A 24,027-nucleotide genomic window follows, 5' to 3' on the forward strand; every position below is an offset into this window, starting at 1 on the left:
AAAAGCGCTGTGTCACGTGACACAGCGCTTTTTCGATCTTCCTTATTTTTTGAGGATCGAAGTTGCTTCTTGATTGTATTTATCCATTTGTTTTTGTACATTTGCGCCACCGCGATAGATCTGCTCAAAGTTTTTCAAGAAGCTTTGTGCTAATTCTTCATATTGCGGTACTTGCAAGGAAGGTTCTGCATGTTTGATTTGTTCACCGAATGTTTTGTAGAATTGATTTTCTTTCAAAGATTTGTCTTCCCATGCTTTTTGACCAGTTGGCAAGGAAGTAGTCATCTTCATCCATTTTAATTGTACATCAGGTTTACTCATATATTCTAAGAATTTAACTGCATTGGTTTTATTCTTGCTATAATTGAAGACACTCAAGTTCGCGCCGCCAAATGGAGAGTTGTTGTTTTTGCCTTTTGGAAGGACACTAGTCGCCCATTTGCCTTTGACATCAGGAACAGTTTCTTGGATCGTTTTGACCATCCATGGACCACTGACGAACATTGGGACAACGCCGTCACCGCCAAAGCTTTGTGAGATATCTAAACCTAGATCTTCTTTTGGTGAAATGCCGTCTTTAAAGAAAGAATCCATATATTTCACAGCATCAACGAAAGGTTTTTGGTTGAATACAGGTTTACCATCTTTTAATAGCGGCGAACCATTTTGTTTTCCATACATAAAGCCGATGGTTTGCTCTTTGCCATCTAGACTAAAGCCATACATATCTTTGCCACGATCCGCTAGTTTTTTACCAGCATCATGCAATTCTTCCCAAGTAGCAGGAGCCTTATCATAACCGACTTTTTTCAATAGGTCTGTGCGATAGTATAATACACGTGTATCAGCATACCAAGGAACACCATACATCTTATCATCATATTTTACAGTTTTGATTGATGCAGGGTAAAATTTATCTTCGTTAAGCGCTGCTTTTTTCTCTGTTTCTTTCGTGATATCCATCAAAGCCCCAGCTTTAACAAATTCTGGCATCCAAGTTGCTCCCATTTGGACAACATCAGGGCCTGATTTAGAAGCAACTGCTGTTAGTAGTTTATCATGTGCATTGGACCAAGGAATAGCTTGAATCTTTACTTTGATCCCCGATTCTTTTTCAAAATCTTTGACTAGGTCGGGAAGTTGTTTCGCCTCATCTCCCATTGCCCAAACTGTTAATACTTTACTATTAGAAGAATTGCCGCCGCTTGAACCACATGCTCCAAGTACTAGTGCTAAAGTTAAAACAAATACTAATGCCCAAATCTTTTTTGCGCCTTTCATTATTTCCCCTCCAATTATTTAATAGAAACGTTTCGATAAAATTATTATAATCTATTTTGTAATCGTTTACAAGTGTTTTATTTCATGAAAATAAGGTTTTTGTTTTGAGGTGAACGGGTAAAATACTGTTTATAGCTTAGTCATCAATAAAAACGTTTCGATAAAAAGGTTAAAAATTAGTATTTTCCATTTCTTTGGATTAAAATAAAAATTAAATGCTAGAAATATAGTAGAAGGAGTGGAGAAAATGGCAGTTTCATCTTTACGGATATTTTCCGACAGTCTAGCGCTACATATCGAATTAAACGTGTGGTTGCCAGATAATGTCAGCGGAGAAAAAGCTATTCCAGTGTTATACCTCTTACATGGATTGACCGACGATCATAACGGCTATCTGCTGCATAGTCCGCTAATGAAATATGTGAATGAGATGCCGGTTGCAGTGGTCATGCCGCAAGTTCACCGAAGTTATTATACAGATATGAAGCAAGGCGGAAAATATTGGACATTTGTAAGCCAAGAGCTTCCACAAAAATTAAAACAATGGTATCGAATCAGCGATAAACCAGAAGATACTTTTGTGGCCGGGCTTTCTATGGGAGGTTATGCGGCTTTGAAATGGGCGCTCTGTTATCCCCATAAAATCAAAGCTGCCTGGGCACTTTCTCCAGCAGTCGATATAACGGATATGCGCAAACGAATGCCGGAACGCGAAGAGGAGTTTCAGTGGATCTTTGGATCGATTTCCGAATTTGAAACATCTGAAAATAATCTCTTCCATTTACTGCGTCAAACAGCTGACAATGTAACTTTGCCGGCGATGAAGCAATATTGCGGAAGACAAGATTATTTATATGAGGATAATAAACGCTTCCAAGAATTGGCAGAAGCAAAGTGGGGGAACTACGAGTTTTATGAAAGTGACGGAGAACATGATTGGGATTTCTGGTATCCTAATTTTGAACATGTCTTCTCGGAGATCAAACAATATCTTCATCATTGATAAACCATGAGGGAAGCAGCTTGCTTACGGAAGATGCTTTCCTCATAGAACATCTTTTAATCTGAAGAACTTTTTTTGAGGGCTTCTTTTTGCTTTTCAAGGGAAGTTAATTCTTCTTCTAGTTCGGTTTCTTTGGAAGTGATCTCTTGTTCTTTTTTAGGCTTCGGTGTTTTGATCACGCGGTTGACAATAATCGCAACTGCCACTCCGATAACTGTATCAAGCAAGCGCTGGAACGCATAGAGAACCGACTGTCCATGAGGGATCGTGTAGATGATGATGAGCAAAGTCGCCACTGAACCGATGATTCCGGCATTATAATCCAAACCATCGAAAAGAACGATGATCCCGATGACGAGCAACGGAATAAGAAATAGTTCTATCCAGAAATTATAGTGAAAATACTGGCTGATCAGCGCAAAAATAATCGCACCGACTGCTCCGAGCGTATTTCCTAAGATACGTGCTTTGCCGAATGTAAAAGTAGCGCTGATATCTTCTCGCAATGCGAAAACCGCTGATAAGGCAGCGATCATCGTATACTGCCGATCAAAAAAATGATAGATCAAAATGCAGAGCAAGACAGCGATACCTGTTTTTGTCGTGCGCATTCCTAGGCGAAAATGGAAATGTTTCATAGCATACATCCTTCAAATTTATAATATGATTTTATTTTACCATTTTTTAATAGTAAAATGGTATAAAGCAGAAATTACGACGTAAAACTTCAAAGGAGTGCTAAAAATGATTAATTTTCGTGATTTAGGAAATGTCCAAAATAATGCCGGAAAGACAGTAGTTTCAGGTAAGTTGTTCCGAAGCGGGGAATTATGCGATTTGTCGCCAACCGATAAACATTATTTGGAAAGTGAATTGCAGCTTAAAAGGATTGTAGATTTTCGAAGTGAGAGTGAGCGGTTGGAAAAACCGGATGATGTGGTAACGGGAGCAACATATACGGCCATCGACATTATGAGCAGCAGCAACGGTAATACAGCTAGTTTTGAAGACTTGATGAACGGCAAAAGCTCAGCGGAAAAACGAATGGAGAATATTTATGAGGAACTGATCATTTCTGAGTCAGCTTTAAAAGGATATCAAGCATTTTTTGAGATCGTAGTAGAAAAAGCGAACGTTCCACTGGTGTTTCATTGTTTTGCTGGAAAAGACCGCACTGGGATCGGTGCAGCACTGATCTTGAAAATGCTCGATGTTCCGCCAGAAGCGATCATGGCTGACTATTTAGCAACCAATGCAGCGCGTAAAAAAGCAAATGACGGGATCATTCAGCAGATCTTGGCGACCTATCAAGTATTCGACCGTGGGGACTTGGAAACACTGCTAACCGTTCAGCCGAGCTTTTTAGAATATGTGCAGCAGCTCGTGCAAAAGCATTATGGTGGGTTTGAGGGTTATCTCCAAAATGGCTTGCAACTGCCCAAAGATTTTACTAGGGAAATGCAGCAATTATATTTAGTGTAAATAAAAAAAGTTATGCGGATCAACCGCATAACTTTTTTAGTTTTTATTTTAAGAATTTAACACAAACTGGTTCAGGAACTTTTACTTCTTTTTGCAGAAGTTTCAATGCGCCAGTTTCTTGATTTACTTGGAAAACAGTGACATTATTCGTGTTTTCGTTTGCTGCAAGTAAAATCTCGCCGGTGAAATTAAGATCGAAATCACGCGGTCCTTTACCTTCTACAGAAACAGTCTCTATTTTGGTTAGCTTACCGGAATCCGGATCGATCGAAAAGCTAGTGATCGAATCATGGCCGCGGTTGGAAACATATAAGAATTTTCCGTTTGGCGAAACATGGATCGCACTGCCAGTGTTTGCGCCAGTGAAATCTTCCGGTAGGGAAGCAACTGTTTGGAAGGCAATGATGCTTCCCGTATCCGCATTGTATTCTGCTGCGATAACTTCAGCAGTAAGTTCGGTCATGATATAAACAAATTTTTTGTTCGGATGGAAGTCCAAGTGACGTGGTCCACTTCCGGGAGTCACGGCCAGTTCAGATACTTCTACTAATTTACCGTCTTCGATCGAATAGGTGGTTACTCGGTCAGTACCTAAGTCGCAAGTGATCACGTGTTTACCATCCGGAGAATAACCGGCAAAATGAGCATGTGGCTTTTCTTGACGTTCGTGCACACTGCTACCTTTATGTTGGACAACAGAGGTTTCTGTTTGAATAGTGCCATCATCCGAAACAGGATAGGAAACAATCGTTCCTAAGTGATAGTTGGCGGATACTAGACGCTGATTGTCATCGGAAAGATCGACGTAACAAGGAGGACTACCTGCTCCAAGCACTTGATTGATGAATTGCAATGTGCCATCTTCTTGAATGGAAAATGACGCTACACCGCCATTGTCATTGTCTTTGGCAACGGAAAAAACCAGTTTTTCGTCATTGCTGATTTTTAAATAAGTTGGGTTGTTTACTTTTCCAGCTAATTTATTTTCTTTTATTTCGCCTGTCGAGGTGTCGACTACGAGACGATAAATACCTTGGCTTTCTGCCTTTGTATAGGTCCCGATATATGCAGTTGCTTCTTTATTTGCCATTCAAAATTCCTCCTAATCAATAAATGTTAACGTATTCATTATAGCATATGCACTAAGATAATAATAAGCATACGCAATTGTTACTAGATAGTTACTTAAAATGCGAATAATGAAATATTTTTGAAATAAAAGCATTTACAAAGAAATAAAAGAAATGTATAATAAATATATCCATTAGATCTCATTGCTTTCTAAGATAAATCACTTCCCCCACAGACATGTTTTAGAAAGCAAAAAAGCAAGTAGCCAACCACCACCTGGCTACTTGCTTTTTTTTATAAAACGCCTTGTGAGATCATCGTATCAGCTACTTTTTTAAAACCGGCGATGTTGGCTCCAATCACTAAGTTACCAGGACGTTCATAATCTAATGCAGCGCTACTGGAATTTTGATAGATCGTCTGCATGATAAGCTGTAGCTGGTTATCGACATCCTCAAAACTCCAGCTCATTCGGCTGCTATTCTGCGCCATCTCCAGAGCGGAAACGGCTACTCCGCCAGCATTGGCAGCTTTAGCAGGCCCGAATAAGATATTATTTGCTTGGAAAGCAGCGATCGCTTGCAAGTCAGAAGGCATATTCGCTCCTTCGGCAACAGCGATCACACCATTACGGATCAATTCGTTAGCTTGTGCTTCGTTGATTTCGTTTTGGGTCGCGCAAGGAAGGGCGATGTCGCAAGGAATGCTCCAAATATCGCCATTTGCTTCGTAAGACGCTGTCGGATGTTTCTCCAAATAGCTCTCGATGCGGGCACGTTTGACTTCTTTCAATTCTTTGATCAGTTCTACATCTAAGCCGTTCTTATCATAGATATAACCGCTGGAATCACTGCAGGCTACGACCGTGGCACCTAACTCCTGCGCTTTTTCGATCGCATAGATCGCGACATTGCCGGAACCGGAAACAACGACTTTTTTCCCAGCAAAAGATTCTCCGATCGATTTGAGCATCTCTACGGTAAAGTAAATCACCCCATAGCCGGTAGCTTCGGTTCGTGCTAAACTTCCGCCATATGGAAGTCCTTTCCCAGTGATCGTTCCAGCATCATAAGCACCACGGATACGTTTATATTGACCAAATAGATAGCCGATCTCCCGACCACCGACACCGATATCGCCGGCTGGGATATCCGTATCTGGACCGATATGACGCTGCAATTCCGTCATGAAACTTTGGCAGAAACGCATGATCTCATTATCTGATTTTCCTTTTGGATCAAAGTCAGAACCGCCTTTGCCGCCACCGATCGGTAAGCCAGTCAGGGCATTTTTAAAGATCTGTTCAAATCCAAGGAACTTGACGATACTAGCAGAAACGGAAGGATGGAAGCGCAAACCGCCTTTATAAGGTCCGATACTGCTGTTGAACTGCACGCGGTAGCCGCGGTTGACTTGTACTTTTCCCTCGTCATCTAGCCAAGCAACACGGAATTGGATAAAGCGTTCTGGTTCTAAAAGTCGCTCAAGGATACCATGTTTTTCATATTTAGAATCTTGCGCTAAAATCGGCTCAATGGCATGCAAAAATTCTTCGACGGCTTGTTGGAATTCCACTTCGCCGGGGCTTTTTTCCTTTATTTTTTGGAAAATGGTAGTAACGTAGTTGTTCGCTGCTGTCTGTGCAGCAGTCATCGTTGCTGAATCGCTCATATTTCCACACTCCTTAACAGTTTGTTTGGTGACAATAGAAGTTATCTTATATCACTTATGATGTTAGTTTACCTGTAATTGAAAATAAAAACAAGCATTTTATAAAAATTTTCTGAAATTTACAAAAAAGGGGGAGATGTATCTGGCAAAACAGAAAAATGGTATAATAGACATATGTTTAGAAAGGGTGAAAGAGATGAATCAACACTATTGGAATGAATTAAAACAAAGCGGTTTTGCCCAGTTTGATCTGCGTGCAGAGCTGCCTACTATAAAGGAAAGTGAGCTTGAGGTATTGAAGCAAGCTTTTGCATCCATGCCGCCTGATGCGTATGCGCAAACGAAAGGAAGATACCGTCGTTTTTCGCGAGCAGTAATCATGCCTTGGAATTTACATGTCGAGTGGCTGCCCAGCATGCATGATGAAGACGGAAATGAAGTAGCGGAGTATTTCCAAGGCGATTTCAATCCTGAATATAAAGAAGCCTATCGTTCCTTTCCGGCATTACCGGGAGAAGTCCGCGCGACGGAACTTTTGAAAAATATTATCCAGTATGATTTTGCGCAAACCAATTGGCAAGAACGTGATGAGAAAATGCCGATCAATGTTGGTGTGCATTTTGTCCGACTGATTGTAGAAAAAGATGGAGAAGAAGCCGTTTCTTCGCCCAACTGTCTGCATCGTGACGGCGAGCCTTTTACCTTTGCTCATTTGATCCAACGTTTGAATGTTGACGGCGGACATAATGTGATCGCGACTATCGGCGATACCGATCAATTGCCCGAAGCTATCGACCCAAGCCATATCAAAGCTTCGTTTGAATTGACGGAAGCGTTGAGTTCTTATGGGGTTGCGGATGCGCTTGTCAGTCATTATGTCAGCGGCGTGAAAAAAGGCGCTGCAGCAGGACCGGCGATTCGAGACATTATTTTGATCGATTATCAGCCTACTGTGGTCAAAGCGTTGTAATCTACAGTCAGCTTGCAGATTTTGCTGCAAGCTGATTTTTTAAATAAAGGAGGAGAAAAAATGACAACTTATATTTTACTATTGAGAGGAATCAATGTCGGTGGCAAAAATAAAGTAGCGATGCCTGATTTACGTCTATGTTTAGAAAAACTGGGATTTGAGCGGGTACGGACCTACATCAATAGCGGCAATGTTTTATTCGATACTGAGACAGTTCCGTTGGAAAGCCTGATATCGCGTTGTGAGGAAGCGATCCTGCAAACCTTTGGATTCCGTGTCGTTGTCGGGGTCATAGAAGCAAACGCCTTTGTACAGGCAATGAAACAAGCACCCGACTGGTGGGGCAATGATCCGGAAAGCAAGCACAATGCTATTTTTGTCATTCCTCCTTTTACAGCAACCCAAATTGCAGAAGAAGTTGGCGAAGCACTACCGGATTATGAGAAAGTCGCCATCGCAGAGCCCATCGTTTTTTGGTCCGCGGCAATCGCTACTTTTTCCAAAACGCGATGGTCGAAAATCGTGAAGCGTTCCGCCTATGCCAACGTAACGATCCGCAATGCCAATACAGCGAAAAAGCTACTCCAACTTATTAAAGAATAACCTTCTGCCTTTCGTTAGGAAGCGCTTTCTTGATATAATGAGAAAAGTAAACGGAAGGGGAATAAAAGATGCACGTTTTAATGGCCTGCGCAGGGGGAATGAGTTCTTCCCTATTAGCCAATTATTTAAGTAAAGAAGCACAAAAAAATGATATTACCGATTTCTATATCGAAGCTGTCGGTACGATGCGGGTAGCCAAAAAATTGACGGAACGAGACTGGGATATTTTTCTATTGGCCCCCCAAGTACGCTTTCATAAAGAGATGTTGCTTCAAGAGTTAGCGGATTATGAGATCCCATTCCTACTGATCGATGGCCCACTTTATACACCGATCGGAGCGCCGAAGCTGTTCGGACAGATGATGGAGCTGCTGAAATAGAAAGACGTCTGTTTCTTAAATGAAACAGACGTCTTTTTGATCTGAGCTTCTTCGATAGTTGAAAAATAATGATACCACCATATTGTTTTTGCTGATTTATATAGAAAAAAGTGGCTATTTATTTCGTTCTTGGAGTAAATGTTTGAAAACGAACGGTGCGATCAGATTTACAGAGATAGAGCGAAAGGTTTGATAGCCTACAACAAGCCCGACATTTGCAGAGATAGTGGTAGCAATCAAACTGATTTGGTCCATTCCGCCTGGAACGATCGCCAAGTACGCGGTCGTTTCTCCGTAATGAAAAAGCTGGTTCAATAACAAGCTGACACCAACCATACAAAACAGTAATACGATATTACTGATGATCGCGCTGATAAAGAGAGTAGCTTTGTTGGCATTTCCTTTTAGATTGATGCCTAATCCGAAGTATATACCAAGCGCCAATTGTGTGGCGCCGATGATCCCGTGGGGGACATTAAAGCCATGGATGCCGAAGATATTAAGAATACCAATACCGAGCAATGGACCCAGTAGTTGATGGATCGGCAAACGCAGGAATCTTCCTAAAACAGAAAACACCAAGACGGCGATAAGGAAAAATAAAATACTCGCCCAAGGAAACTGAGAAAGGAAATAATCGGAAGCAGCATTATGCGTTGCTACGGCTTGACTTTGATGATGAGCGCCAATCAGCGGTGTGTATAAAATAATAGGCACAAACAGGAAAATAGTGACCAAACGGAAAATCTGAAAAATCGAGACGATCGTTGGGTCAAGATGTTTTTGCTCACGCGCATACAAGATCATCTGGGTCGCGCCGCCGGGCATACTGCCGGCAACCAGACTTTGGTAGTCCAATGTCGTCCATTTACTGATAAAGTAGCTGAATAGGATCCCAATCAAAATCAGCACGATGGTGGTGATCACCATGATCGGTAGCTGGGAGATGATCAGTTTGAAAGTAGCAAGCGTGATTTTTGTACCGGCTGTATACCCAACGATCATTAGAGCTGCTAGGCGCAAAATGGCTGGAAAATGGAGCGGGATCTTATCAAACTGATTTAAAATCGTGATAATCAACATCGGTCCAAGTAGCCAAGGTATTGGCAAGTGGATGAGCATGGCAAGTCCTGCCCCCGCAAGCCCTGCTAAGATCGTTAGTAAAAATGGGAATACGGTCTTTTTAATTGGAAGCTGCTTGGTATTCAGCAATGATCTCCGCCACCCGTTCATTTAGGTCTTTCCCAGTAACAAGTCCGCCATGATAGCAGATGATTGTCGTTAGCGGAAGGTCAAGAAAGGAACGCAAGGAATCGATTGCTTCTGGATAATTTGGCGTTACTGGTTTGCGCGGGCCAAATAGTTCGCCATTTTCTGATACCATCGCATCGCCAGTGATCAATGTCTGGCTGTCAGCATGGTAAAGGGAGATGTGTCCCGGCGTATGTCCAGGGGTAGGGAGGACTTGATAATCGCTTCCGAACGAGATCACTTTTTGGTTATCTAAATAATGAGTAACATTTTCCTGAGAACCGTCATAAAAGGCTTGGAATTCTTTTACCACATCTTCTGGGTACGCCGCATATAATGCTGGCTTATTTTCTTCGGGCAATTTGATCAGCGGCTCTTTCCCGTTGATTACTTTTGCATCTTCTCCGAAAGCAAAAACAGAGATAGAATCGTTTTTGTTTACCAATTGGGGCAGACTACCGATATGGTCGACGTCTTGATGAGTCAAAATAACTCCAGCTAGCTTTTTATCAGCTAGACCTTCTTCTTTTAAAGCGGATTGAATCGCATCGAAGTCATTTAAGAATCCGGTGTCGACAAGCATATAGCTATCTCCTTCGACAAGTACAGTAATATTTAGTACCATGTTGTTTCGTTCGCTTTCTTCGATTGGCAATACATAAATCGAATCATTGATTTTCAAAATCAGAACCTCCATATATAAAAAATAATTTATGACTATAAAAAATAGTTTGTAGAATAAATTGTATCATGGTAAACTAAATTTATCAAGAAAGTAGGTGAGGGCATTGGCGCAAAAAAGAAATTTGACAAAAGCCAAAATCATCGATGTCACGTTTGAACTTGCGAATGAAATCGGGATCACCCATATTAATTTCCCTAAGATCTCTGAACGGCTGAATATAAAATATCCGTCGCTTTATAATCACTTTGCGAATATTGATGTTTTAAAAATCGCGATGACCGAAACATTTGTTGCGAACCTGAATCAGCAATTGATAAAAAGTTTACTGGGAAAAGCCGGGAAAGATGCTATTCACACGTTTGCCATGACGTATCGGGATATTGCGTTTGAAAACCGGGCAGGATATGAGCTATTTATTAATTGTCCAAGTTTTGATAATGAGCAGTTGACGAACCAATTTTTAGAAATGACGTATATGATTCGCCAGATTTTAGTCCCATATTCACTGTCAGAAGAAGAAACGGTGCATAAGAGTAGAGAGTTTCGCAGTATTTTGCATGGCTACATCTCGCTAGTGTTTTTGGGCTATTTTAGACACCAGCTCGACCACGAGGAAAGTTTCGAGCGCATGATCGCGGATTATATCCAGTCCTTGGAATAGGAAATAAAAACGACTTAGAATCCACTTCTAAGTCGTTTTTTATTTATAGATCCGTGATCTCACTTCGATCTTTCGTCGTACTGATCTTCCCGACGCGTCCTTCCAGTTCCTCTTTGATCGCGGAGAGCGGGATGCCTTTTTCTACTAATAAGACGAGCAAGTGATAAGTAAGGTCGGCTGTTTCGCTAATCAATTCCTGATTCTCATTTTTGGCAGCGATGACTACTTCTGTCGTTTCTTCCCCCACTTTTTTGAGAATCTTGTCTAATCCTTTTTCAAAAAGGTAGGTGGTGTAGGAACCTTCTTTGGGCTCGTTTTTTCGCTGTTCGATTTCGGCATATAATTTAGTCAACATCTTCATTCACTTCCTTTATGGTTTGGAAAAAGCAGCTTTTTTCACCTGTGTGACATGCTGGGCCGTCGATGACGACGTGGATCAGCAATGTATCTTGATCGCAATCTGTCATGATTTTTTTGACGTGCTGGAAATTGCCACTTGTAGCGCCTTTGTTCCATAGTGATCTCCTAGAACGGGAGTAAAACCAAGTGGTATTGCTGCTTAGCGTTTTTTGAAAGCTTTCTTCATTCATATAAGCGAGCATCAGGACTTCTTGCGTGCCGGCTTCGATAATGATGGCAGGAATCAGACCTTTAGAAAAATCGAGTTTGGGGATCGTCATAAGCGTATTTCCACTCCTTTATTAGCCAGGTGCTGCTTCAAATCGGGGATAGCGATGGTACCATAATGAAAAATGCTGGCGGCGAGTGCAGCTCCGGCTTCAGTCTTTTGAAACACTTCTACGATATCATCGCTTGTCCCGCAACCTCCGGAAGCAATGACGGGGACGGATACGCTGGAAGCGATGCTGGATGTAAGTGCTAGATCATAACCGCTTTTGGTGCCATCTTTATCCATGCTGGTAAGCAGGATTTCGCCAGCACCGAGTTCGGTTACTTGCTGTGCCCATTTCACTGCATCAAGTCCTGTGTCGACTTTACCGCCATGTGTATAAACATGCCAACTGTTTCCATGCCGCTTGGCATCAATGGCAACGACGATGCATTGTGAGCCGAATTTCTCAGCTCCGGCTTTGATCAGTTCGGGATCTTTTACTGCGGCAGAATTCAAGGATATTTTATCTGCGCCAGCTTGGAGAAGAGCTTTCATATCGGCAATACTGCTTATGCCGCCGCCAACTGTGAGTGGGATAAAGACTTGCTCAGCCGTTCGTTCCACGACATCGATCAGGGTTTTTCGCTGTTCGTTCGTTGCTGAAATATCTAAGAAAACAAGTTCATCTGCGCCGGCTTTGTTATAAGCATCAGCTATCGCTACGGGATCGCCGACATCAGTAAGCGAGATGAAATTGATGCCTTTCACAACGCGTCCATTTGTCACGTCAAGACAGGGAATGATCCGTTTAGTAAGCATGACCTTCCACCTCCAGCACATCCGCCATGGTGATTTTCCCTTCATAGAGGGCTTTGCCGGCGATCGCCCCGTAAAACCCTTCTGCAGCCAATTGTTCCAGATCTGCTTTGGAGCTGACCCCTCCAGAGGCGATCACAGCAATTCGCGCGCTTTTCTGGATCGCACGTAATTCCTCGAAATTGGGACCAGCCAGTGTACCGTCTTTGCTGATGTCTGTATAAATAATCGTGTTGACACCGAGTTTGGCGATTTCACCAGCGAATGTCGTGGCCTTTTTATCCGACAACTGCAGCCATCCCTCTGTCGCAACGAAGCCGTTTTTCGCATCGATTCCGATGATGATCTTATCACCATATTTCGTCACAGCTGCTTTGACAAAATCCGGATCAGATAACGCTGCGGAGCCAATGATGACGCGTTCAGCACCGGCACGTAGATACGTATCGACCTGAGTCATGGTGCGAATACCACCGCCGACTTGGATAGGGATTTTTACTTGCTGCTGGAGACGTTGGATCAAAGCGATGTTGGTTGGTTTGCCGGAAACAGCGCCATCAAGATCCACGATATGGAGGAAAGTCGCTCCCGCTGCGGCGAATTTTGCAGCTTGATCAATGGGATCAGCATTCATCATTGTTTCTTTAGCAAAATCGCCTTGGTAAAGTCTCACGCATTTACCGTTTTTTATATCGATTGCTGGGAAGATCTGCATGCGCGAACCACCTCCATGAAATTTTTTAAAATCGTTAGGCCGACTTGACCGCTTTTCTCCGGGTGGAATTGGACACCATAAGTATGACCCGCGGCAATAATGCCAGTGACCGAGGTGCTGTAGGTGCTTGATCCGTAAATATAGCCTGACGGGCAATCAGCATAATAGGAGTGGACATAGTATACATATTCGCCTGCCAATCCTTTGGTGAGTGGGGATCCTTGTTGTAACTCTAACTGGTTCCAGCCCATATGAGGTACTGGCATTGCTGGCTTAGCTGGCAGTCGTTTCGCAGTGCCGGGAATTAATCCAAGGCCTTTCGTATAACGATGTTCTTCGCTGCCTTCTAGTAATAACTGCATCCCAAGGCATACGCCGAGAATCGGTTTGCCAGCTGCATCGGCTTCTTTGAGTAAAGGAACAAGTCCGCGGGAAGTTAACTCGGCCATTGCTTCGGGGAAAGCACCTACGCCTGGAAGAATGAGCGCCTCCGCCTTGGCGATGATTGCTGGGTCAGCCGTGATCACTGTATCCGTTTGTAAATAGGAAAAAGCTTTCTGCAGGCTTTTTGTATTTCCTGTGTCATAATCAATGATCGCTAACATTTACAACACTCCTTTGGTCGAGTTGATGCCTTGGATATCAGGATTGATCGTAATGGCTTCCCGGAACGCTCGACCGAATGCTTTGAACAACGCTTCGATCTTATGGTGAGTGTTGGTACCATAGAGGACACGGACATGCAAGTTCAGCTTGGCATTATTGGCGACCGCTTGGAAGAATTCCTCCGTCAGTTCTGTATCAAAATCGCCTAATTTTGGATTTTCAAAAGCAGCATCGAAAACCAAATAGGACCGACCGCTTAAATCGATCGAAGCGAAACCAAGTGCTTCATCCATGGGTACAAAAGCGGTGCCGTAACGGTTGATTCCTTGCTTTTCAGCGAGCGCTTCGCTAAATAGTTCGCCAAGCAGGATGCCGACATCTTCGACTGTGTGGTGGGCATCGACATACGTATCTCCTGTTGCTTTGACATTGAGCGAGATTCGACTATGTTTGGCGAATAGGATCAGCATATGATCAAAAAAACCGACTCCCGTATCGATGGAAGCGGGGGTTTCTTCATCGAGATTCAAAGCGATCGTGATCTCCGTTTCGGCGGTATTGCGGCTTCGTTTGGCTTGGCGCATTTAAAATTCCTCCTTATAACGAATTTGAATGGCTCTTGCGTGAGCTTGTAGTCCTTCTGATTCTGCGATCCGGATGATCGCATCTTTTTCTGCTGCGAGCGCTTCTTTTGTGTAGCTGACAAATGACATTCTTTTTTGAAAGTCATACACACTGAGTGGGGAAGAAAAGCGTGCTGTTCCAGATGTCGGTAGGACATGGTTGGGACCGGCTACATAATCGCCGAGCGGCTCCGAGGCATAGTTACCTAGGAAAATCGAACCAGCATGTTTGACGGCATGAAGATAGGAGAAAGGGGATTCCAGCTGGATTTCCAAATGCTCCGGTGCAAGGAGATTTACAATTTCAAATAAATCGGCGGTCGATGCTGCCACGATGATTTTACCGTGGTCTTGCAAAGCTTGTTCCGCGATCGCCCGCCTTGCCAAAGTTTGCAGCTGATCAGTGACTGCTTTTTCTGTTTGCTCGGCAATCGTTTGCGAAGTAGTGATGAGAATGGCGGCGGCTTCCGGATCATGTTCTGCTTGTGATAATAGATCAGCAGCGATAAATGCAGGATTGGCTGTTTCATCAGCAGCGACAACGATTTCGGAAGGTCCGGCGATCATATCGATTCCGACTTCGCCAAAGACAGCACGTTTTGCCGCCGCAACAAAGCGGTTACCCGGTCCGACGATCTTATCTACTTTTGGTATACTTTCTGTGCCATAAGCAAGGGCGGCAATTGCTTGAGCGCCACCGATCTTATAAACCTCATCCACGCCGGCAAGCGCAGCTGCAGCTAAAATAGTGGAAGGGATTCCTGCTTCACTAGGCGGTGTGACCATGACGATTCTGGACACACCGGCGATCTTAGCGGGAATCGCGTTCATTAAAACAGAAGAAGGATAGGCGGCAGTTCCACCGGGTACATAGATGCCGACTGTTTCGATCGGGCGGTATAATTGGCCGCGGACGACACCAGCTTTTTCTGTATCGACAAAACCATTTGCCAGCTGCTGTTTATGAAAACTTTCGATGTTTTGCTTCGCTGTCGTCAAACTTTTTAAGAGTTCAGGATCGCAACTGCTTAATGCCTCGGTGATCGCTTCACTGCTAACACGAAAATCAAGGATATCCTGATTATCAAAAGACTTTGTATAAGCACGTAGCGCATCATCGCCCTCGTAACGGACAGCTTGGATAATCGCGGCTACAGCATCCGCTGTTTTTTTAGTTTGGGGATCATCTTTAGTTCGTTCTATTTCTAACAGTTCTTTGATGGTAGTAAAATCTCCTTGCAACCATTTCATGTTTATTCCTCCCGTGTAGCAGCTTCTAAACGATGGATGAAACCTGCGAGCTGCTGTTTATTTTGTTTAAGTGAGGCTTTGTTGACGATCAGTCTTGCGGAAATCGGGTACATCTGATCTAGTATCATCAGTCCGTTTTCCCGCAATGTCGCACCAGTTTCTACAATATCAACGATCGCGTCGGCAAGTTCTAAGATCGGAGCAAGTTCTACGGAACCTTCAATCTTGATGATCTCGACATCTTCGCCTTTTTCGTTAAAATAATTACGGGTGATGTTCGGATATTTTGTCGCGATCACTTTACGGCGATAATTTTCGGCGGCAAAAGGTTTGACAGCGGCAAGGCAAAATTGGCAGATGCCGATTTTAAGATCTAGCATTTCGTAGTGTGAACGTGATTGCTCCATCAATATATCTTTACCGACGATTCCGACATCCACCACGCCGTGTTTGACGTAAGTCGTCACATCAGGTGCTTTTGCGAGAATGAAAGTGACAGGCTGGGTAGTGCTTTCAAAAATGAGTTTACGATTTTTTTCTCTTAACAGCGTGCAGTCAATGCCTGCTTTTTCCAATAATAGGGTAGCAGACTTTTCTAGCCGTCCTTTTGTCAAGGCGATTTTCAATGGTTTCATCCTATTCCGCCTCCCGATAAATTTCTGCGATACCAGCTTCATTGATCAAAATAACACGTTTGATCTGCCATTTTTTCGCGTAAGCAATGCTTTCTTCCGGAATCTCAAAAAAGGAAAGTTCGGCTTCGGGATGAGCAGCGAGATAGTGTTCTGCTTCTTTCCACTGGGCCAATCCATAATGGACAAAGCTGTCTGGCGTTTTTGCTCTATAATGCTGCCCGATTTTATTTTTCAGACGAACGATCTTATCCAGATGCAGTGCCAATCCCACGGCAGGAGTGGGGTTTCCGCCAAAGCGTTCCAGCAGAAGGTCATAACGACCGCCACTGAGGAAATGTTCAGAAGCATGATCAGCGTAGCCGCGGAAAATCAAACCGGTGTAATAATCAAAATCTTGGATCAAACCGAGATCGATACTCAAAGCAACATCGGGTTCTACCTGTTCGACAAGTTGGACCGTGCGTCCTAGCTCTGACAAAGCAGCTAAAATACCACGATTATCAGTCTGTTGTTTTGCATTTTGTAGAATTTCTTCAGCAGGGCCAAACAACCATGGTAATTCTAAAATAAAATCATCGAGGGAACTAGGATTCTCGGCCACAAAGGTTTTGATACCAGAAATACTTTTGTTTAGTAATAATTTTCTGAAAATTAATTCCGTCTTATCGTCTAATTGTAGTTGTTTCAAGATTTCTTGATAGATGACCGCATGCCCTAACTCGATCTGGAAATTGGGGATCGCTAGATTTGATAGAATCGTGATTCCGCTTAAAATACATTCCAGCTCTGCTTTGAGAGAGGAAAAGCCGATGATCTCGATACCTGCTTGGGTCTGTTCGTTTTGTTCACCGATCAATTCCGGGTGGGCGCGGAATACTTTTCCGCTGTAGGATAATTTGACTGGAAGTGTAATGGCGGCGGTGCTGATCACGCGGCCGATCGGCAATGTCATATCAGGACGAAGCGCGATCGTTCGGCCTTCTGAGTCAAAGAAGCGGTAGATCGCAGCGGCACTCTCGGAGCTAGCTCTGAAGACATCTTCGAATTCCATGATCGGTGTTTCGATTCGTTTAAATCCGCGGTTTTGAAAGAAGCTGTTTACTTGTTGTTCGACTTGAAAAGCCGATTCTGCTTCGCGAAATAGTTTGTCATTGGTTCCAGCTGGCAAATTTCGATTCCAATTCACGTGATTTAACTCCTTTATGTTGATTTTAGTTAATTAGCATGGTAACACACTAAAGCGTTTTTGTAAACCAATTGATTTTTTGCGAAAAATATCTTTTGCATTGTGGGAAAGATTACAGTAAACTAAAGCAAACTTGAAAGAGCGAGAAGTTGAAGGAGAGATAACGATGGAAGAATCGAAAAGGCTGACACCGCTTGTGGATTGTCCTGTAGAAAAAACGATCCAATTGATCAGTAATAAATGGAAAGTCTTGATTATTCGGGAATTATTATTTAAAAAACGGAGATTCAATGAATTGCAGAGGCTTATCCCTGGCATTTCTCCCAAAGTACTGACACAGAATTTGAAAGAAATGATCGAACATGAATTGGTGGCACGAGAAGTATTTCCAGTTAGTCCGCCGCATGTCGAATATCGATTGACCGACTTGGGTAAAACATTGCGACCGATTTTGGATTCTATGGCAGCGTGGGGAGAGCAACATTTGTAGCGGTGCACTTTCCGAATGGTAACTAGCTTACTAAAAAGTGCGTAATTTTCAAGTATATCCGGGTATGCTAGACTCATAGTAATGAGAGATATTAGGAGGAGATACAATGAAAATTGGAATTATTGGAGCAAATGGAAACGCAGGAAAGCTTATTTTAGCAGAGGCAGTAAAACGAAAACATGAGGTGACTACGATCGTGCGTGACCGCTCGAAAGTTGCTGAATCTGTTGATGTTATCGAAAAAGATATTTTTGATTTGCAAACAGAAGAACTAGCTGCTTTTGATGTAGTGGTGGATGCGTTTGGGGAATGGCAAAATGTGCTACTTCATCAAACCACGCTGAAACAACTTGCGGATCAATTATCCGGACATCATCATACACGGTTGCTCGTGGTAGGAAGCGCGGGAAGTTTATATATAGATGAAGCGAAATCAAGCCGGGTGATCGATGATCCGAATATGCCTGCAGAGTTTAAAGCGCTGGCTACTTCAATGGCAAAAGCATTTGATGCGCTTAAAATCAGAACGGATGTCAATTGGACTTATGCAAGTCCGGCAAGGTTATTTGTTGTTGATGCACCGCTGACAAATAGGTTTACCATTGTTTCCAATGATAGGCTTACTTTCAATGAAAATGGCGAAAATACAATTGGATATGCGGATTTTGCAGTGGCAGTTGTGGATGAGATCGAAACAGGGGATTTCATTGGAAAACGCTTTTCCGTGATTGCTGATTAGGTCTTGGGTTAAGACGAGGAGAGGAATGTCTCCTCGTTTTTTTTATGCTATAATCAGTGTATTCTGAATAGGCAGGAGGAATGGAATTTGCTTAAAAAAGATGGTCATACCCATACAGAATTTTGTCCACATGGTTCAAATGATGATGTAGAGCTTTATATCCGATCAGCGATCCAGCAAGGTTTCAGTCATTACGCGATCACGGAGCATGCACCGCTGCCGCCAGAACTGCTAGAACGATCCGGAGGCGCGCCGGAAGTTGTAGAAACCGGGGCAATGGCGCTTACCGATGTGCGCTATTATCTGCAGAAAATGCATGCGTTGAAACATAAATATGCCAGCGATATCACGATCGAGGTCGGTTTTGAAGTCGATTATCTGAAGCCGTTTGAAAATTGGACGCGGGATTTTTTGGCAGAATACGGAAAACAATTAGATGATGGTATTTTGTCCGTTCATTTCTTGCCAGGAAAAGACGGGTATCGGGGAATCGATTTCAGCCCGGAGGATTATCAAGAAGGAATCATCGGGTATTATGGAGATTTTGCCAAGGCCCGTTCTGCTTACTTCGATATGGTAGCAGCATCGATCGAGGCAGATCTTGGCAGCTACAAACCGAAACGGATCGGGCACCTATCGCTTTGCCAAAAATTCCAGCATTATTTTAACGAAGGAACGGAATGGACAGCGCAGGCGATGGAGCAGATGACGGAGCTCTTGCAATCTGTCAAAAGGAGAAATTATGAATTAGATTATAACGCGGCGGGACTTTTTAAAGACTATTGCCGGGAAACGTATCCACCTGAACAAGTCGTACAGCGTGCTAAACAAATGGGCATACCGCTCGTTTATGGTTCGGATGCTCATCAAGCGAGTGAAGTTGGCAGGGGCTACTAGCCTTGCCAAAAAGCAAGTTTTAGGTTTACATAACCATTCGGCTTAAACGGAACGTTTTCTCCTTCCAGCAAATAGCGCTGTTCTTCCCAGCCTGGGACTAAACGGCCCATACTATTAACGACGCGATGGCAGGGAACGGTTTTTGACCGAACGGATTTTTTTAGCAAACTGCCGACCAGTCTGGAATGACGGGGGAATTTGGCCATGTAGGCGATTTGTCCATAGGTAGTTACTTTTCCATGAGGTATCTGTTTGATAATGGTAAAGACACGTTCTTCAAATTCAGCTGGAATCATAATCTCTGGCCTCCCTTTCATTTTTATTATAACAAAACAAAGGAGTCGACATGAACTATTTTATTCAGGCAGGCAGCTATGTGCTTGTCATACTTGCTGCCGTACTTATTGTATTTATCGGCATCAGCTTATTTTCTCCTCATCTAGCTGTTTATCTGCTGCGGGCTTGCTCGTATGGGAAGGGGAAAAAGCCGAAGCATTATGCAGATTATCAGCAAAAAGTCCGCATCCAAAAGAATATTTCCTATTCCTCCGATTTCACAAATAATCGGCTGGATATATACTCTCCGAAAGAAAACAGCCAGCCAAAAGGCACGATTTTTTGGGTGCATGGCGGTTTTTTCGTCGGCGGAAATAAAGAAAAAGCGACTTATTGGAGTACGATGATGGCTAGTAAGGGCTACACTGTTGTATCGATCGATTATCAAGTAGCGCCAGAACGGATCTATCCCGGTCCCGTTCAGCAGATGCAAGATGCGTACCGTTTTTTGAAAGCGAAGGAACAGGACTATCCAATGCTCGACCTTGCTAGGCTGGTCATTGGCGGAGATTCCGCGGGCGCTCAGCTGGCTGCTCAGTTCCTTACGATACAAACCAATAAAGACTATGCAGAAGCGTTGGGACTTGAACAGGTTGTCCCGATAGAGACGATCCGTGCGGCACTGCTTTACTGCGGGCCGTATCATCTGCAGGGCATTCTGGAAGTGAGAGATCCGGCACGCCGCTTCTTTATGAAACGGATCGGCTGGGCTTACTTAGGCAGGCGCGATTGGGAAAACAGTCTGGAAGCGAAACAGGCTTCAATCGTGGAGCATATTTCCGCCGATTATCCGCCGACATTTTTGACAGATGGTAATACCAGTTCGTTTGATCTGCACGCAAAAGCATTTGAGCGTGCTTTAAGGGCGAACCATGTGCAGGTGAAAACATTATATTTTACAAAAAAAGATGGCAAGATCAAGCATGAATATCAATTTGATTTATCAACGAAGCAAGCCATGCTGGCGTGGGAGCAGACGCTGGCATTCTTAGATGAGCATATATTGGAAAATACAAAGAAAGAAAAGCTGTAGGGAGTTCCCTTCTTTGTTTTATGGAAAGCAATTTTAAAGATGCTTGACATGTTATTGCCATATTTTCGTAATAAAATAAAGCTTTTTGTGCTTTGTTTTTTTAAGTGCGCTCCTATATTTTTGATATAATTAATTCACAAATCAAATAAAAGGGAGATTAAGCAAATGAAAAAAATTATTGTTTTACTAAGCATTCTGACTATAAGCTTAGTTGTCGCAGCTTGTGGTAATAGTGCGAAAAAAGCGGAGACAGATACTTTTATATCCAATGAAAATGGTGCGAAAATGGAAGTTGCTTTTACACATGAAGGAGATAAGCTGAAGAAAGTCAGTCAAAAAATGGAATATGCATTATCGTATTTTGGTATTGATGAAAAGAAAAAGCTAGATGAAAAAACTAAAAAAGAGTTGGAAAAGAATGTAGCAACTCAATTTAATGAATTCAAAAAAGGGGCGAAAGGATTATCCTTAACAACAGAATTTACTAAGAGCAGCATGGTTCTAAAAACTACGATCGACTTAAATAAAATAGATTCAAAAACAGCAAGTTCTATTATAGGAGGTTCAAGTAATTCTAAAAATATCAGTTATAAAGATACCGTAAAAGAATTTGAAGATAGAGGCTTTAAGAAGAAAGATTAAGATTTTTCGAATATAAGGAGATAAATAAATGAATTATTACATGATTGTTAGCGTTGCAGTAGCTATTCTTATTATAGTCCCTCTACTTTCTAGGTTTTTAATGCGGTCTACCATAAATCAGCATAAAGAAAAAGTAGAGGCTTATAAAAATGATAATGCAAGTGTTATCTATTTTGATAAGCTCGGGGTTAACATTCCCTTTATTTACGGGAAAACTGTAAATGTAAAATTGGTAGATGGGAAGGAACCATACGTTTTTGGAACTTATGGAAAAATTGAAGGTATCTATCTAAAGCAAGGGAAGCATTTGTTGCAAGCGGAGATACATACGTCCCGACCAGGCATTCTTTATAGAAATGTTAGCAAATGTGAAACGTTTATGTTGGATGCAATGATAGAGGCCAATAAAAATTATCTATTGACTAGAGATGTAGAAACGAAGCAATTAAAATTGATTCAAAAGTGATGAACGGAAGGAGATGGAAAAATGAAAAACAGTAATACTGAAATGTCTCCAGAAACTCCGATCGTAAGTTTTTCTGGCGACAGTATTTTCGGCAAACTGGGAATGGTGTTAAGTGGCTTTGTTGTTGGTGGCGCGATTGGTTATGTTACTTTTATCAAAGAAATGGTATTTACGATTGGAAGATCTGGAATCATAATCCCCAGATTCTTAATGATCGGCTTAATGATTATTTTCTTTTTAATTGGCATTTGGGGACTAGTTAGTTTATTTAAGAAAAAAGAATATCTTAATTTCTATGATAAAGGTCTGGAAATAAATCAAGTATTCCTTCCCTATGAAGAAATTGAAGAAATAGAATATACAGAAGAGCAATCGTTAGAGTTCCGAGCAAATCAAGAAGATTATTACTTTTATGTGAATATTTCCGAATATGGAGAAGAATTATCCGAATTAGATAATTTGTTATACGAAAAGATGCAATGCCGTATAATTAGAAATAATTCGTCAGCAGATTAAGAAATGTCTCGAAAATTAATTCTTTCAAACAAAAAACGCATGAAAACCCCATTATAAAATGTGGTTCATGCGTTTTTTTGTTTACCTACTATACTACAAACACAAAATACAAAATAAAGAGCAACATCATGATATACATCAGTGGATGGACTTCTTTATAGCGACCTTTCAATACCATGGTAATCGGATAGAAAATAAAGCCGATCGCGATTCCCGTAGCAATCGAGAAGGTAAGCACCATCATCAAGACGATAAAGAAAGCTGGTACAGCTGTTTCGAATTTCGACCAGTCGATGTGGGCTACATTCCCGATCATCAAAATACCTACGATCACTAATGCTGGTGTAGTGACAGCGCTAGTGACAACGCCAAGTAACGGTGAGAAGAAGAGCGATAAGGCAAAGCAGATGCCGACAACGATGGCGGTCAGACCGGTTCTCCCGCCAGCAGCAACGCCAGCAGTGGATTCCACATAAGAAGTCGTGGTCGAAGTCCCAAAGATAGAACCGACGACTGTCGCTACTGAATCAGAAAATAAAGAGCGACCGGCACGCGGTACTTTGTTATCTTTAACGAAACCAGCTTGATTAGCAACAGCTACCAATGTACCGGCTGTATCAAAGAAGTCGATAAAGAAGAAAGTCAAGATCACGATCAACATTTGTGGCGTGAAGATGTCGGACAAATGAATGATTGCTTGTCCGAAAGTCGGTGAGATACTTGGGATCCCAGAAACGATCTGATGCGGTACAGCGATCAGTCCGAAAATCATGCCGATGATCGCTGTCGTGATCATTCCTAGGAAAATCGCACCGCGTAGGTTAAGTGTCATATAAATGACCGTGATCACGATTCCGAAGACAGCTAGTAAAACAGGCCCGCTGTGCAGATTTCCAAGTGCGACGATCGTCGATTTGTTACCTACGATGATCCCGGCATTTTTCAGTCCCAAAAAGGCGATAAAAAAGCCGATGCCGGCACCGACGGCATATTTAAGTTCAGCAGGGATCGCATTGATCACTTTTTCGCGGATCCCAGATAATGTTAAACAAATAAAAACAAGTCCCGATACCAATACGCCGCTAAGCGCAGTTTGCCAGGGGATACCCCATTGCGCACATACCGTATAAGCAAAAAAGGCATTAAGCCCCATCCCGGGTGCGAGTCCGATCGGATAATTGGCAACAAGTCCCATCACTACAGAACCAACAACAGCGGCAAGTACGGTGGCTACAAAGACAGCATGCAGATCCATCCCAGTCGTCGCCAGCATAGTTGGGTTGACGAATAAGACATACGCCATGGATAAAAAAGTAGTTAGTCCAGCAAGAATTTCTGTGCGTACGGAAGTTTTATTCTCCCGCAGTTTAAAAAAACGATTCATTAAAAAAAGCCTCCCTATTTA

30 protein-coding genes are annotated in these 24,027 nt (G+C 42.6%); 13 read left to right on the plus strand and 17 right to left on the minus strand.

What is annotated here, in order from left to right; genetic code table 11:
- Nucleotides 1–42: 42 nt before the first annotated feature.
- The gene (locus EL241_RS03205) at nt 43–1,281 is read right to left on the minus strand and encodes a sugar ABC transporter substrate-binding protein (RefSeq protein WP_003757940.1); all 1,239 of its coding nucleotides are present in this window, start codon (nt 1,279–1,281) and stop codon (nt 43–45) included.
- 247 nt (nt 1,282–1,528) lie between these two features.
- Here EL241_RS03205 and EL241_RS03210 point away from each other — a divergent pair, with 247 nt between their 5' ends.
- Nucleotides 1,529–2,284 carry an alpha/beta hydrolase gene (locus EL241_RS03210; RefSeq protein ID WP_052009283.1) on the plus strand — a complete coding sequence of 252 codons (756 nt, stop codon included), beginning with the start codon at nt 1,529–1,531 and terminating at the stop codon, nt 2,282–2,284.
- A gap of 56 nt (nt 2,285–2,340) precedes the next feature.
- On the opposite strand, the gene EL241_RS03215 is transcribed toward EL241_RS03210, so the two are convergent.
- A complete protein-coding gene (locus EL241_RS03215; protein ID WP_040486706.1) occupies nt 2,341–2,922 on the minus strand; it encodes an FUSC family protein in 582 nt (193 codons plus the stop codon).
- Nucleotides 2,923–3,028: 106 nt separating this feature from the next.
- Here EL241_RS03215 and EL241_RS03220 point away from each other — a divergent pair, with 106 nt between their 5' ends.
- Nucleotides 3,029–3,766, plus strand: coding sequence for a tyrosine-protein phosphatase (locus EL241_RS03220; protein WP_036107985.1), 738 nt, complete (start codon nt 3,029–3,031; stop codon nt 3,764–3,766).
- Between the two features lie 43 nt (nt 3,767–3,809).
- Here the strand turns inward: EL241_RS03220 and EL241_RS03225 are convergent, their stop codons facing one another.
- Together EL241_RS03225 and gdhA are read right to left on the minus strand one after the other, a co-directional pair.
- A complete protein-coding gene (locus EL241_RS03225; RefSeq protein WP_036107982.1) occupies nt 3,810–4,856 on the minus strand; it encodes a lactonase family protein in 1,047 nt (348 codons plus the stop codon).
- 275 nt (nt 4,857–5,131) lie between these two features.
- Nucleotides 5,132–6,490 (minus strand): NADP-specific glutamate dehydrogenase, encoded by a 1,359-nt coding sequence (gene gdhA, locus EL241_RS03230; protein WP_382310272.1) that lies wholly within the window; start codon nt 6,488–6,490, stop codon nt 5,132–5,134.
- 214 nt (nt 6,491–6,704) lie between these two features.
- Between gdhA and EL241_RS03235 the strand changes: the two genes are divergently transcribed.
- The 3 genes from EL241_RS03235 (at nt 6,705) to EL241_RS03245 (ending at nt 8,461) form a co-directional block, all read left to right on the plus strand.
- Nucleotides 6,705–7,478 (plus strand): 2OG-Fe dioxygenase family protein, encoded by a 774-nt coding sequence (locus tag EL241_RS03235; RefSeq protein ID WP_036107978.1) that lies wholly within the window; start codon nt 6,705–6,707, stop codon nt 7,476–7,478.
- A 60-nt stretch (nt 7,479–7,538) separates the two neighbouring features.
- Nucleotides 7,539–8,081, plus strand: coding sequence for a DUF1697 domain-containing protein (locus EL241_RS03240; protein ID WP_036107975.1), 543 nt, complete (start codon nt 7,539–7,541; stop codon nt 8,079–8,081).
- A 68-nt stretch (nt 8,082–8,149) separates the two neighbouring features.
- Nucleotides 8,150–8,461, plus strand: a complete 312-nt coding sequence (locus tag EL241_RS03245) for a PTS sugar transporter subunit IIB (protein WP_036107972.1) — start codon at nt 8,150–8,152, stop codon at nt 8,459–8,461.
- 114 nt (nt 8,462–8,575) lie between these two features.
- Here the strand turns inward: EL241_RS03245 and EL241_RS03250 are convergent, their stop codons facing one another.
- Entirely contained in the window at nt 8,576–9,673 is a 1,098-nt protein-coding gene (locus tag EL241_RS03250; protein ID WP_036107969.1) for an AbrB family transcriptional regulator, read from the minus strand.
- Nucleotides 9,645–10,394 carry an MBL fold metallo-hydrolase gene (locus tag EL241_RS03255; RefSeq protein ID WP_036107967.1) on the minus strand — a complete coding sequence of 250 codons (750 nt, stop codon included), beginning with the start codon at nt 10,392–10,394 and terminating at the stop codon, nt 9,645–9,647. The genes EL241_RS03250 and EL241_RS03255 overlap by 29 nt, the downstream gene beginning before the upstream one ends.
- 97 nt (nt 10,395–10,491) lie before the next feature.
- Between EL241_RS03255 and EL241_RS03260 the strand changes: the two genes are divergently transcribed.
- Nucleotides 10,492–11,058, plus strand: coding sequence for a TetR/AcrR family transcriptional regulator (locus EL241_RS03260; RefSeq protein WP_003757964.1), 567 nt, complete (start codon nt 10,492–10,494; stop codon nt 11,056–11,058).
- A gap of 43 nt (nt 11,059–11,101) precedes the next feature.
- On the opposite strand, the gene hisE is transcribed toward EL241_RS03260, so the two are convergent.
- From hisE to hisZ, 9 genes are read right to left on the minus strand one after another with little or no spacing between them, the layout of a single operon-like run.
- Nucleotides 11,102–11,413: a phosphoribosyl-ATP diphosphatase gene (hisE, locus tag EL241_RS03265; RefSeq protein ID WP_036107961.1), complete on the minus strand. Its 312-nt coding sequence runs from the start codon at nt 11,411–11,413 to the stop codon at nt 11,102–11,104.
- Nucleotides 11,403–11,732, minus strand: coding sequence for a phosphoribosyl-AMP cyclohydrolase (hisI, locus tag EL241_RS03270; RefSeq protein ID WP_170166173.1), 330 nt, complete (start codon nt 11,730–11,732; stop codon nt 11,403–11,405). The genes hisE and hisI overlap by 11 nt, the downstream gene beginning before the upstream one ends.
- Nucleotides 11,733–11,734: 2 nt before the next feature.
- Entirely contained in the window at nt 11,735–12,490 is a 756-nt protein-coding gene (gene hisF, locus EL241_RS03275; RefSeq protein WP_036107955.1) for an imidazole glycerol phosphate synthase subunit HisF, read from the minus strand.
- Nucleotides 12,480–13,202 carry a 1-(5-phosphoribosyl)-5-[(5-phosphoribosylamino)methylideneamino]imidazole-4-carboxamide isomerase gene (gene hisA / locus EL241_RS03280; RefSeq protein WP_003757973.1) on the minus strand — a complete coding sequence of 241 codons (723 nt, stop codon included), beginning with the start codon at nt 13,200–13,202 and terminating at the stop codon, nt 12,480–12,482. Before hisA ends, hisF begins: the two co-directional genes overlap by 11 nt.
- Nucleotides 13,175–13,807, minus strand: a complete 633-nt coding sequence (hisH, locus tag EL241_RS03285; protein ID WP_036107952.1) for an imidazole glycerol phosphate synthase subunit HisH — start codon at nt 13,805–13,807, stop codon at nt 13,175–13,177. The genes hisA and hisH overlap by 28 nt, the downstream gene beginning before the upstream one ends.
- Nucleotides 13,808–14,392 (minus strand): imidazoleglycerol-phosphate dehydratase HisB, encoded by a 585-nt coding sequence (hisB, locus tag EL241_RS03290; protein ID WP_003757977.1) that lies wholly within the window; start codon nt 14,390–14,392, stop codon nt 13,808–13,810.
- Nucleotides 14,393–15,682 carry a histidinol dehydrogenase gene (gene hisD / locus EL241_RS03295; protein ID WP_036107949.1) on the minus strand — a complete coding sequence of 430 codons (1,290 nt, stop codon included), beginning with the start codon at nt 15,680–15,682 and terminating at the stop codon, nt 14,393–14,395.
- Between the two features lie 2 nt (nt 15,683–15,684).
- Nucleotides 15,685–16,317, minus strand: a complete 633-nt coding sequence (gene hisG / locus EL241_RS03300; protein ID WP_036107947.1) for an ATP phosphoribosyltransferase — start codon at nt 16,315–16,317, stop codon at nt 15,685–15,687.
- Between the two features lies 1 nt (nt 16,318).
- Nucleotides 16,319–17,503: an ATP phosphoribosyltransferase regulatory subunit gene (gene hisZ, locus EL241_RS03305; protein ID WP_036107942.1), complete on the minus strand. Its 1,185-nt coding sequence runs from the start codon at nt 17,501–17,503 to the stop codon at nt 16,319–16,321.
- 166 nt (nt 17,504–17,669) lie between these two features.
- Here hisZ and EL241_RS03310 point away from each other — a divergent pair, with 166 nt between their 5' ends.
- The 3 genes from EL241_RS03310 to hisJ all read left to right on the plus strand — a co-directional run bounded on the left by EL241_RS03310 (nt 17,670) and on the right by hisJ (nt 19,629).
- The gene (locus EL241_RS03310) at nt 17,670–17,993 is read left to right on the plus strand and encodes a winged helix-turn-helix transcriptional regulator (RefSeq protein WP_036107938.1); all 324 of its coding nucleotides are present in this window, start codon (nt 17,670–17,672) and stop codon (nt 17,991–17,993) included.
- Between the two features lie 106 nt (nt 17,994–18,099).
- Complete coding sequence (locus EL241_RS03315) at nt 18,100–18,732, plus strand: NAD(P)-dependent oxidoreductase (RefSeq protein ID WP_036107935.1); 633 nt, start codon at nt 18,100–18,102, stop codon at nt 18,730–18,732.
- 87 nt (nt 18,733–18,819) lie between these two features.
- Nucleotides 18,820–19,629, plus strand: a complete 810-nt coding sequence (gene hisJ / locus EL241_RS03320) for a histidinol-phosphatase HisJ (RefSeq protein WP_036107932.1) — start codon at nt 18,820–18,822, stop codon at nt 19,627–19,629.
- Here hisJ and EL241_RS03325 read toward each other — a convergent pair.
- A complete protein-coding gene (locus EL241_RS03325; protein WP_036107929.1) occupies nt 19,626–19,925 on the minus strand; it encodes an MGMT family protein in 300 nt (99 codons plus the stop codon). The genes hisJ and EL241_RS03325 overlap by 4 nt on opposite strands.
- Nucleotides 19,926–19,975: 50 nt before the next feature.
- On the opposite strand from EL241_RS03325, the gene EL241_RS03330 reads away from it, so the two are divergent.
- From EL241_RS03330 to EL241_RS03345, 4 genes are all read left to right on the plus strand, one after another.
- Entirely contained in the window at nt 19,976–20,998 is a 1,023-nt protein-coding gene (locus EL241_RS03330; RefSeq protein WP_036107926.1) for an alpha/beta hydrolase, read from the plus strand.
- A 165-nt stretch (nt 20,999–21,163) separates the two neighbouring features.
- The gene (locus EL241_RS03335; protein ID WP_036107925.1) at nt 21,164–21,640 is read left to right on the plus strand and encodes a DUF1307 domain-containing protein; all 477 of its coding nucleotides are present in this window, start codon (nt 21,164–21,166) and stop codon (nt 21,638–21,640) included.
- A 28-nt stretch (nt 21,641–21,668) separates the two neighbouring features.
- Nucleotides 21,669–22,106 carry a hypothetical protein gene (locus EL241_RS03340; RefSeq protein WP_036107922.1) on the plus strand — a complete coding sequence of 146 codons (438 nt, stop codon included), beginning with the start codon at nt 21,669–21,671 and terminating at the stop codon, nt 22,104–22,106.
- Nucleotides 22,107–22,127: 21 nt separating this feature from the next.
- The gene (locus EL241_RS03345; RefSeq protein WP_036107919.1) at nt 22,128–22,622 is read left to right on the plus strand and encodes a hypothetical protein; all 495 of its coding nucleotides are present in this window, start codon (nt 22,128–22,130) and stop codon (nt 22,620–22,622) included.
- 88 nt (nt 22,623–22,710) lie between these two features.
- On the opposite strand, the gene EL241_RS03350 is transcribed toward EL241_RS03345, so the two are convergent.
- Entirely contained in the window at nt 22,711–24,006 is a 1,296-nt protein-coding gene (locus EL241_RS03350; RefSeq protein ID WP_003757998.1) for an NCS2 family permease, read from the minus strand.
- Between the last annotated feature and the right edge of the window lie 21 nt (nt 24,007–24,027).

Origin of the sequence: Listeria grayi, assembly GCF_900638015.1 — a bacterium.
Classification (GTDB): Bacteria; Bacillota; Bacilli; order Lactobacillales; family Listeriaceae; genus Listeria; species Listeria grayi.

What these genes read in the sequence shown, in the direction of transcription:
- EL241_RS03235 (WP_036107978.1), top strand. Translation starts at nt 6,705, where the DNA reads ATGAATCAACACTATTGGAATGAATTAAAACAAAGCGGTTTTGCCCAG.
- EL241_RS03350 (WP_003757998.1), bottom strand. Translation starts at nt 24,006, where the DNA reads ATGAATCGTTTTTTTAAACTGCGGGAGAATAAAACTTCCGTACGCACA.
- hisG (WP_036107947.1), bottom strand. Translation starts at nt 16,317, where the DNA reads ATGAAACCATTGAAAATCGCCTTGACAAAAGGACGGCTAGAAAAGTCT.
- EL241_RS03210 (WP_052009283.1), top strand. Translation starts at nt 1,529, where the DNA reads ATGGCAGTTTCATCTTTACGGATATTTTCCGACAGTCTAGCGCTACAT.
- EL241_RS03240 (WP_036107975.1), top strand. Translation starts at nt 7,539, where the DNA reads ATGACAACTTATATTTTACTATTGAGAGGAATCAATGTCGGTGGCAAA.
- hisB (WP_003757977.1), bottom strand. Translation starts at nt 14,392, where the DNA reads ATGCGCCAAGCCAAACGAAGCCGCAATACCGCCGAAACGGAGATCACG.
- EL241_RS03335 (WP_036107925.1), top strand. Translation starts at nt 21,164, where the DNA reads ATGAAAAAAATTATTGTTTTACTAAGCATTCTGACTATAAGCTTAGTT.
- gdhA (WP_382310272.1), bottom strand. Translation starts at nt 6,490, where the DNA reads ATGACTGCTGCACAGACAGCAGCGAACAACTACGTTACTACCATTTTC.
- EL241_RS03315 (WP_036107935.1), top strand. Translation starts at nt 18,100, where the DNA reads ATGAAAATTGGAATTATTGGAGCAAATGGAAACGCAGGAAAGCTTATT.
- hisH (WP_036107952.1), bottom strand. Translation starts at nt 13,807, where the DNA reads ATGTTAGCGATCATTGATTATGACACAGGAAATACAAAAAGCCTGCAG.
- EL241_RS03245 (WP_036107972.1), top strand. Translation starts at nt 8,150, where the DNA reads ATGCACGTTTTAATGGCCTGCGCAGGGGGAATGAGTTCTTCCCTATTA.
- EL241_RS03205 (WP_003757940.1), bottom strand. Translation starts at nt 1,281, where the DNA reads ATGAAAGGCGCAAAAAAGATTTGGGCATTAGTATTTGTTTTAACTTTA.
- hisE (WP_036107961.1), bottom strand. Translation starts at nt 11,413, where the DNA reads ATGTTGACTAAATTATATGCCGAAATCGAACAGCGAAAAAACGAGCCC.
- EL241_RS03345 (WP_036107919.1), top strand. Translation starts at nt 22,128, where the DNA reads ATGAAAAACAGTAATACTGAAATGTCTCCAGAAACTCCGATCGTAAGT.
- hisA (WP_003757973.1), bottom strand. Translation starts at nt 13,202, where the DNA reads ATGCAGATCTTCCCAGCAATCGATATAAAAAACGGTAAATGCGTGAGA.
- EL241_RS03325 (WP_036107929.1), bottom strand. Translation starts at nt 19,925, where the DNA reads ATGATTCCAGCTGAATTTGAAGAACGTGTCTTTACCATTATCAAACAG.
- hisD (WP_036107949.1), bottom strand. Translation starts at nt 15,682, where the DNA reads ATGAAATGGTTGCAAGGAGATTTTACTACCATCAAAGAACTGTTAGAA.
- EL241_RS03225 (WP_036107982.1), bottom strand. Translation starts at nt 4,856, where the DNA reads ATGGCAAATAAAGAAGCAACTGCATATATCGGGACCTATACAAAGGCA.
- EL241_RS03340 (WP_036107922.1), top strand. Translation starts at nt 21,669, where the DNA reads ATGAATTATTACATGATTGTTAGCGTTGCAGTAGCTATTCTTATTATA.
- EL241_RS03310 (WP_036107938.1), top strand. Translation starts at nt 17,670, where the DNA reads ATGGAAGAATCGAAAAGGCTGACACCGCTTGTGGATTGTCCTGTAGAA.
- EL241_RS03215 (WP_040486706.1), bottom strand. Translation starts at nt 2,922, where the DNA reads ATGAAACATTTCCATTTTCGCCTAGGAATGCGCACGACAAAAACAGGT.
- EL241_RS03330 (WP_036107926.1), top strand. Translation starts at nt 19,976, where the DNA reads ATGAACTATTTTATTCAGGCAGGCAGCTATGTGCTTGTCATACTTGCT.
- hisF (WP_036107955.1), bottom strand. Translation starts at nt 12,490, where the DNA reads ATGCTTACTAAACGGATCATTCCCTGTCTTGACGTGACAAATGGACGC.
- EL241_RS03220 (WP_036107985.1), top strand. Translation starts at nt 3,029, where the DNA reads ATGATTAATTTTCGTGATTTAGGAAATGTCCAAAATAATGCCGGAAAG.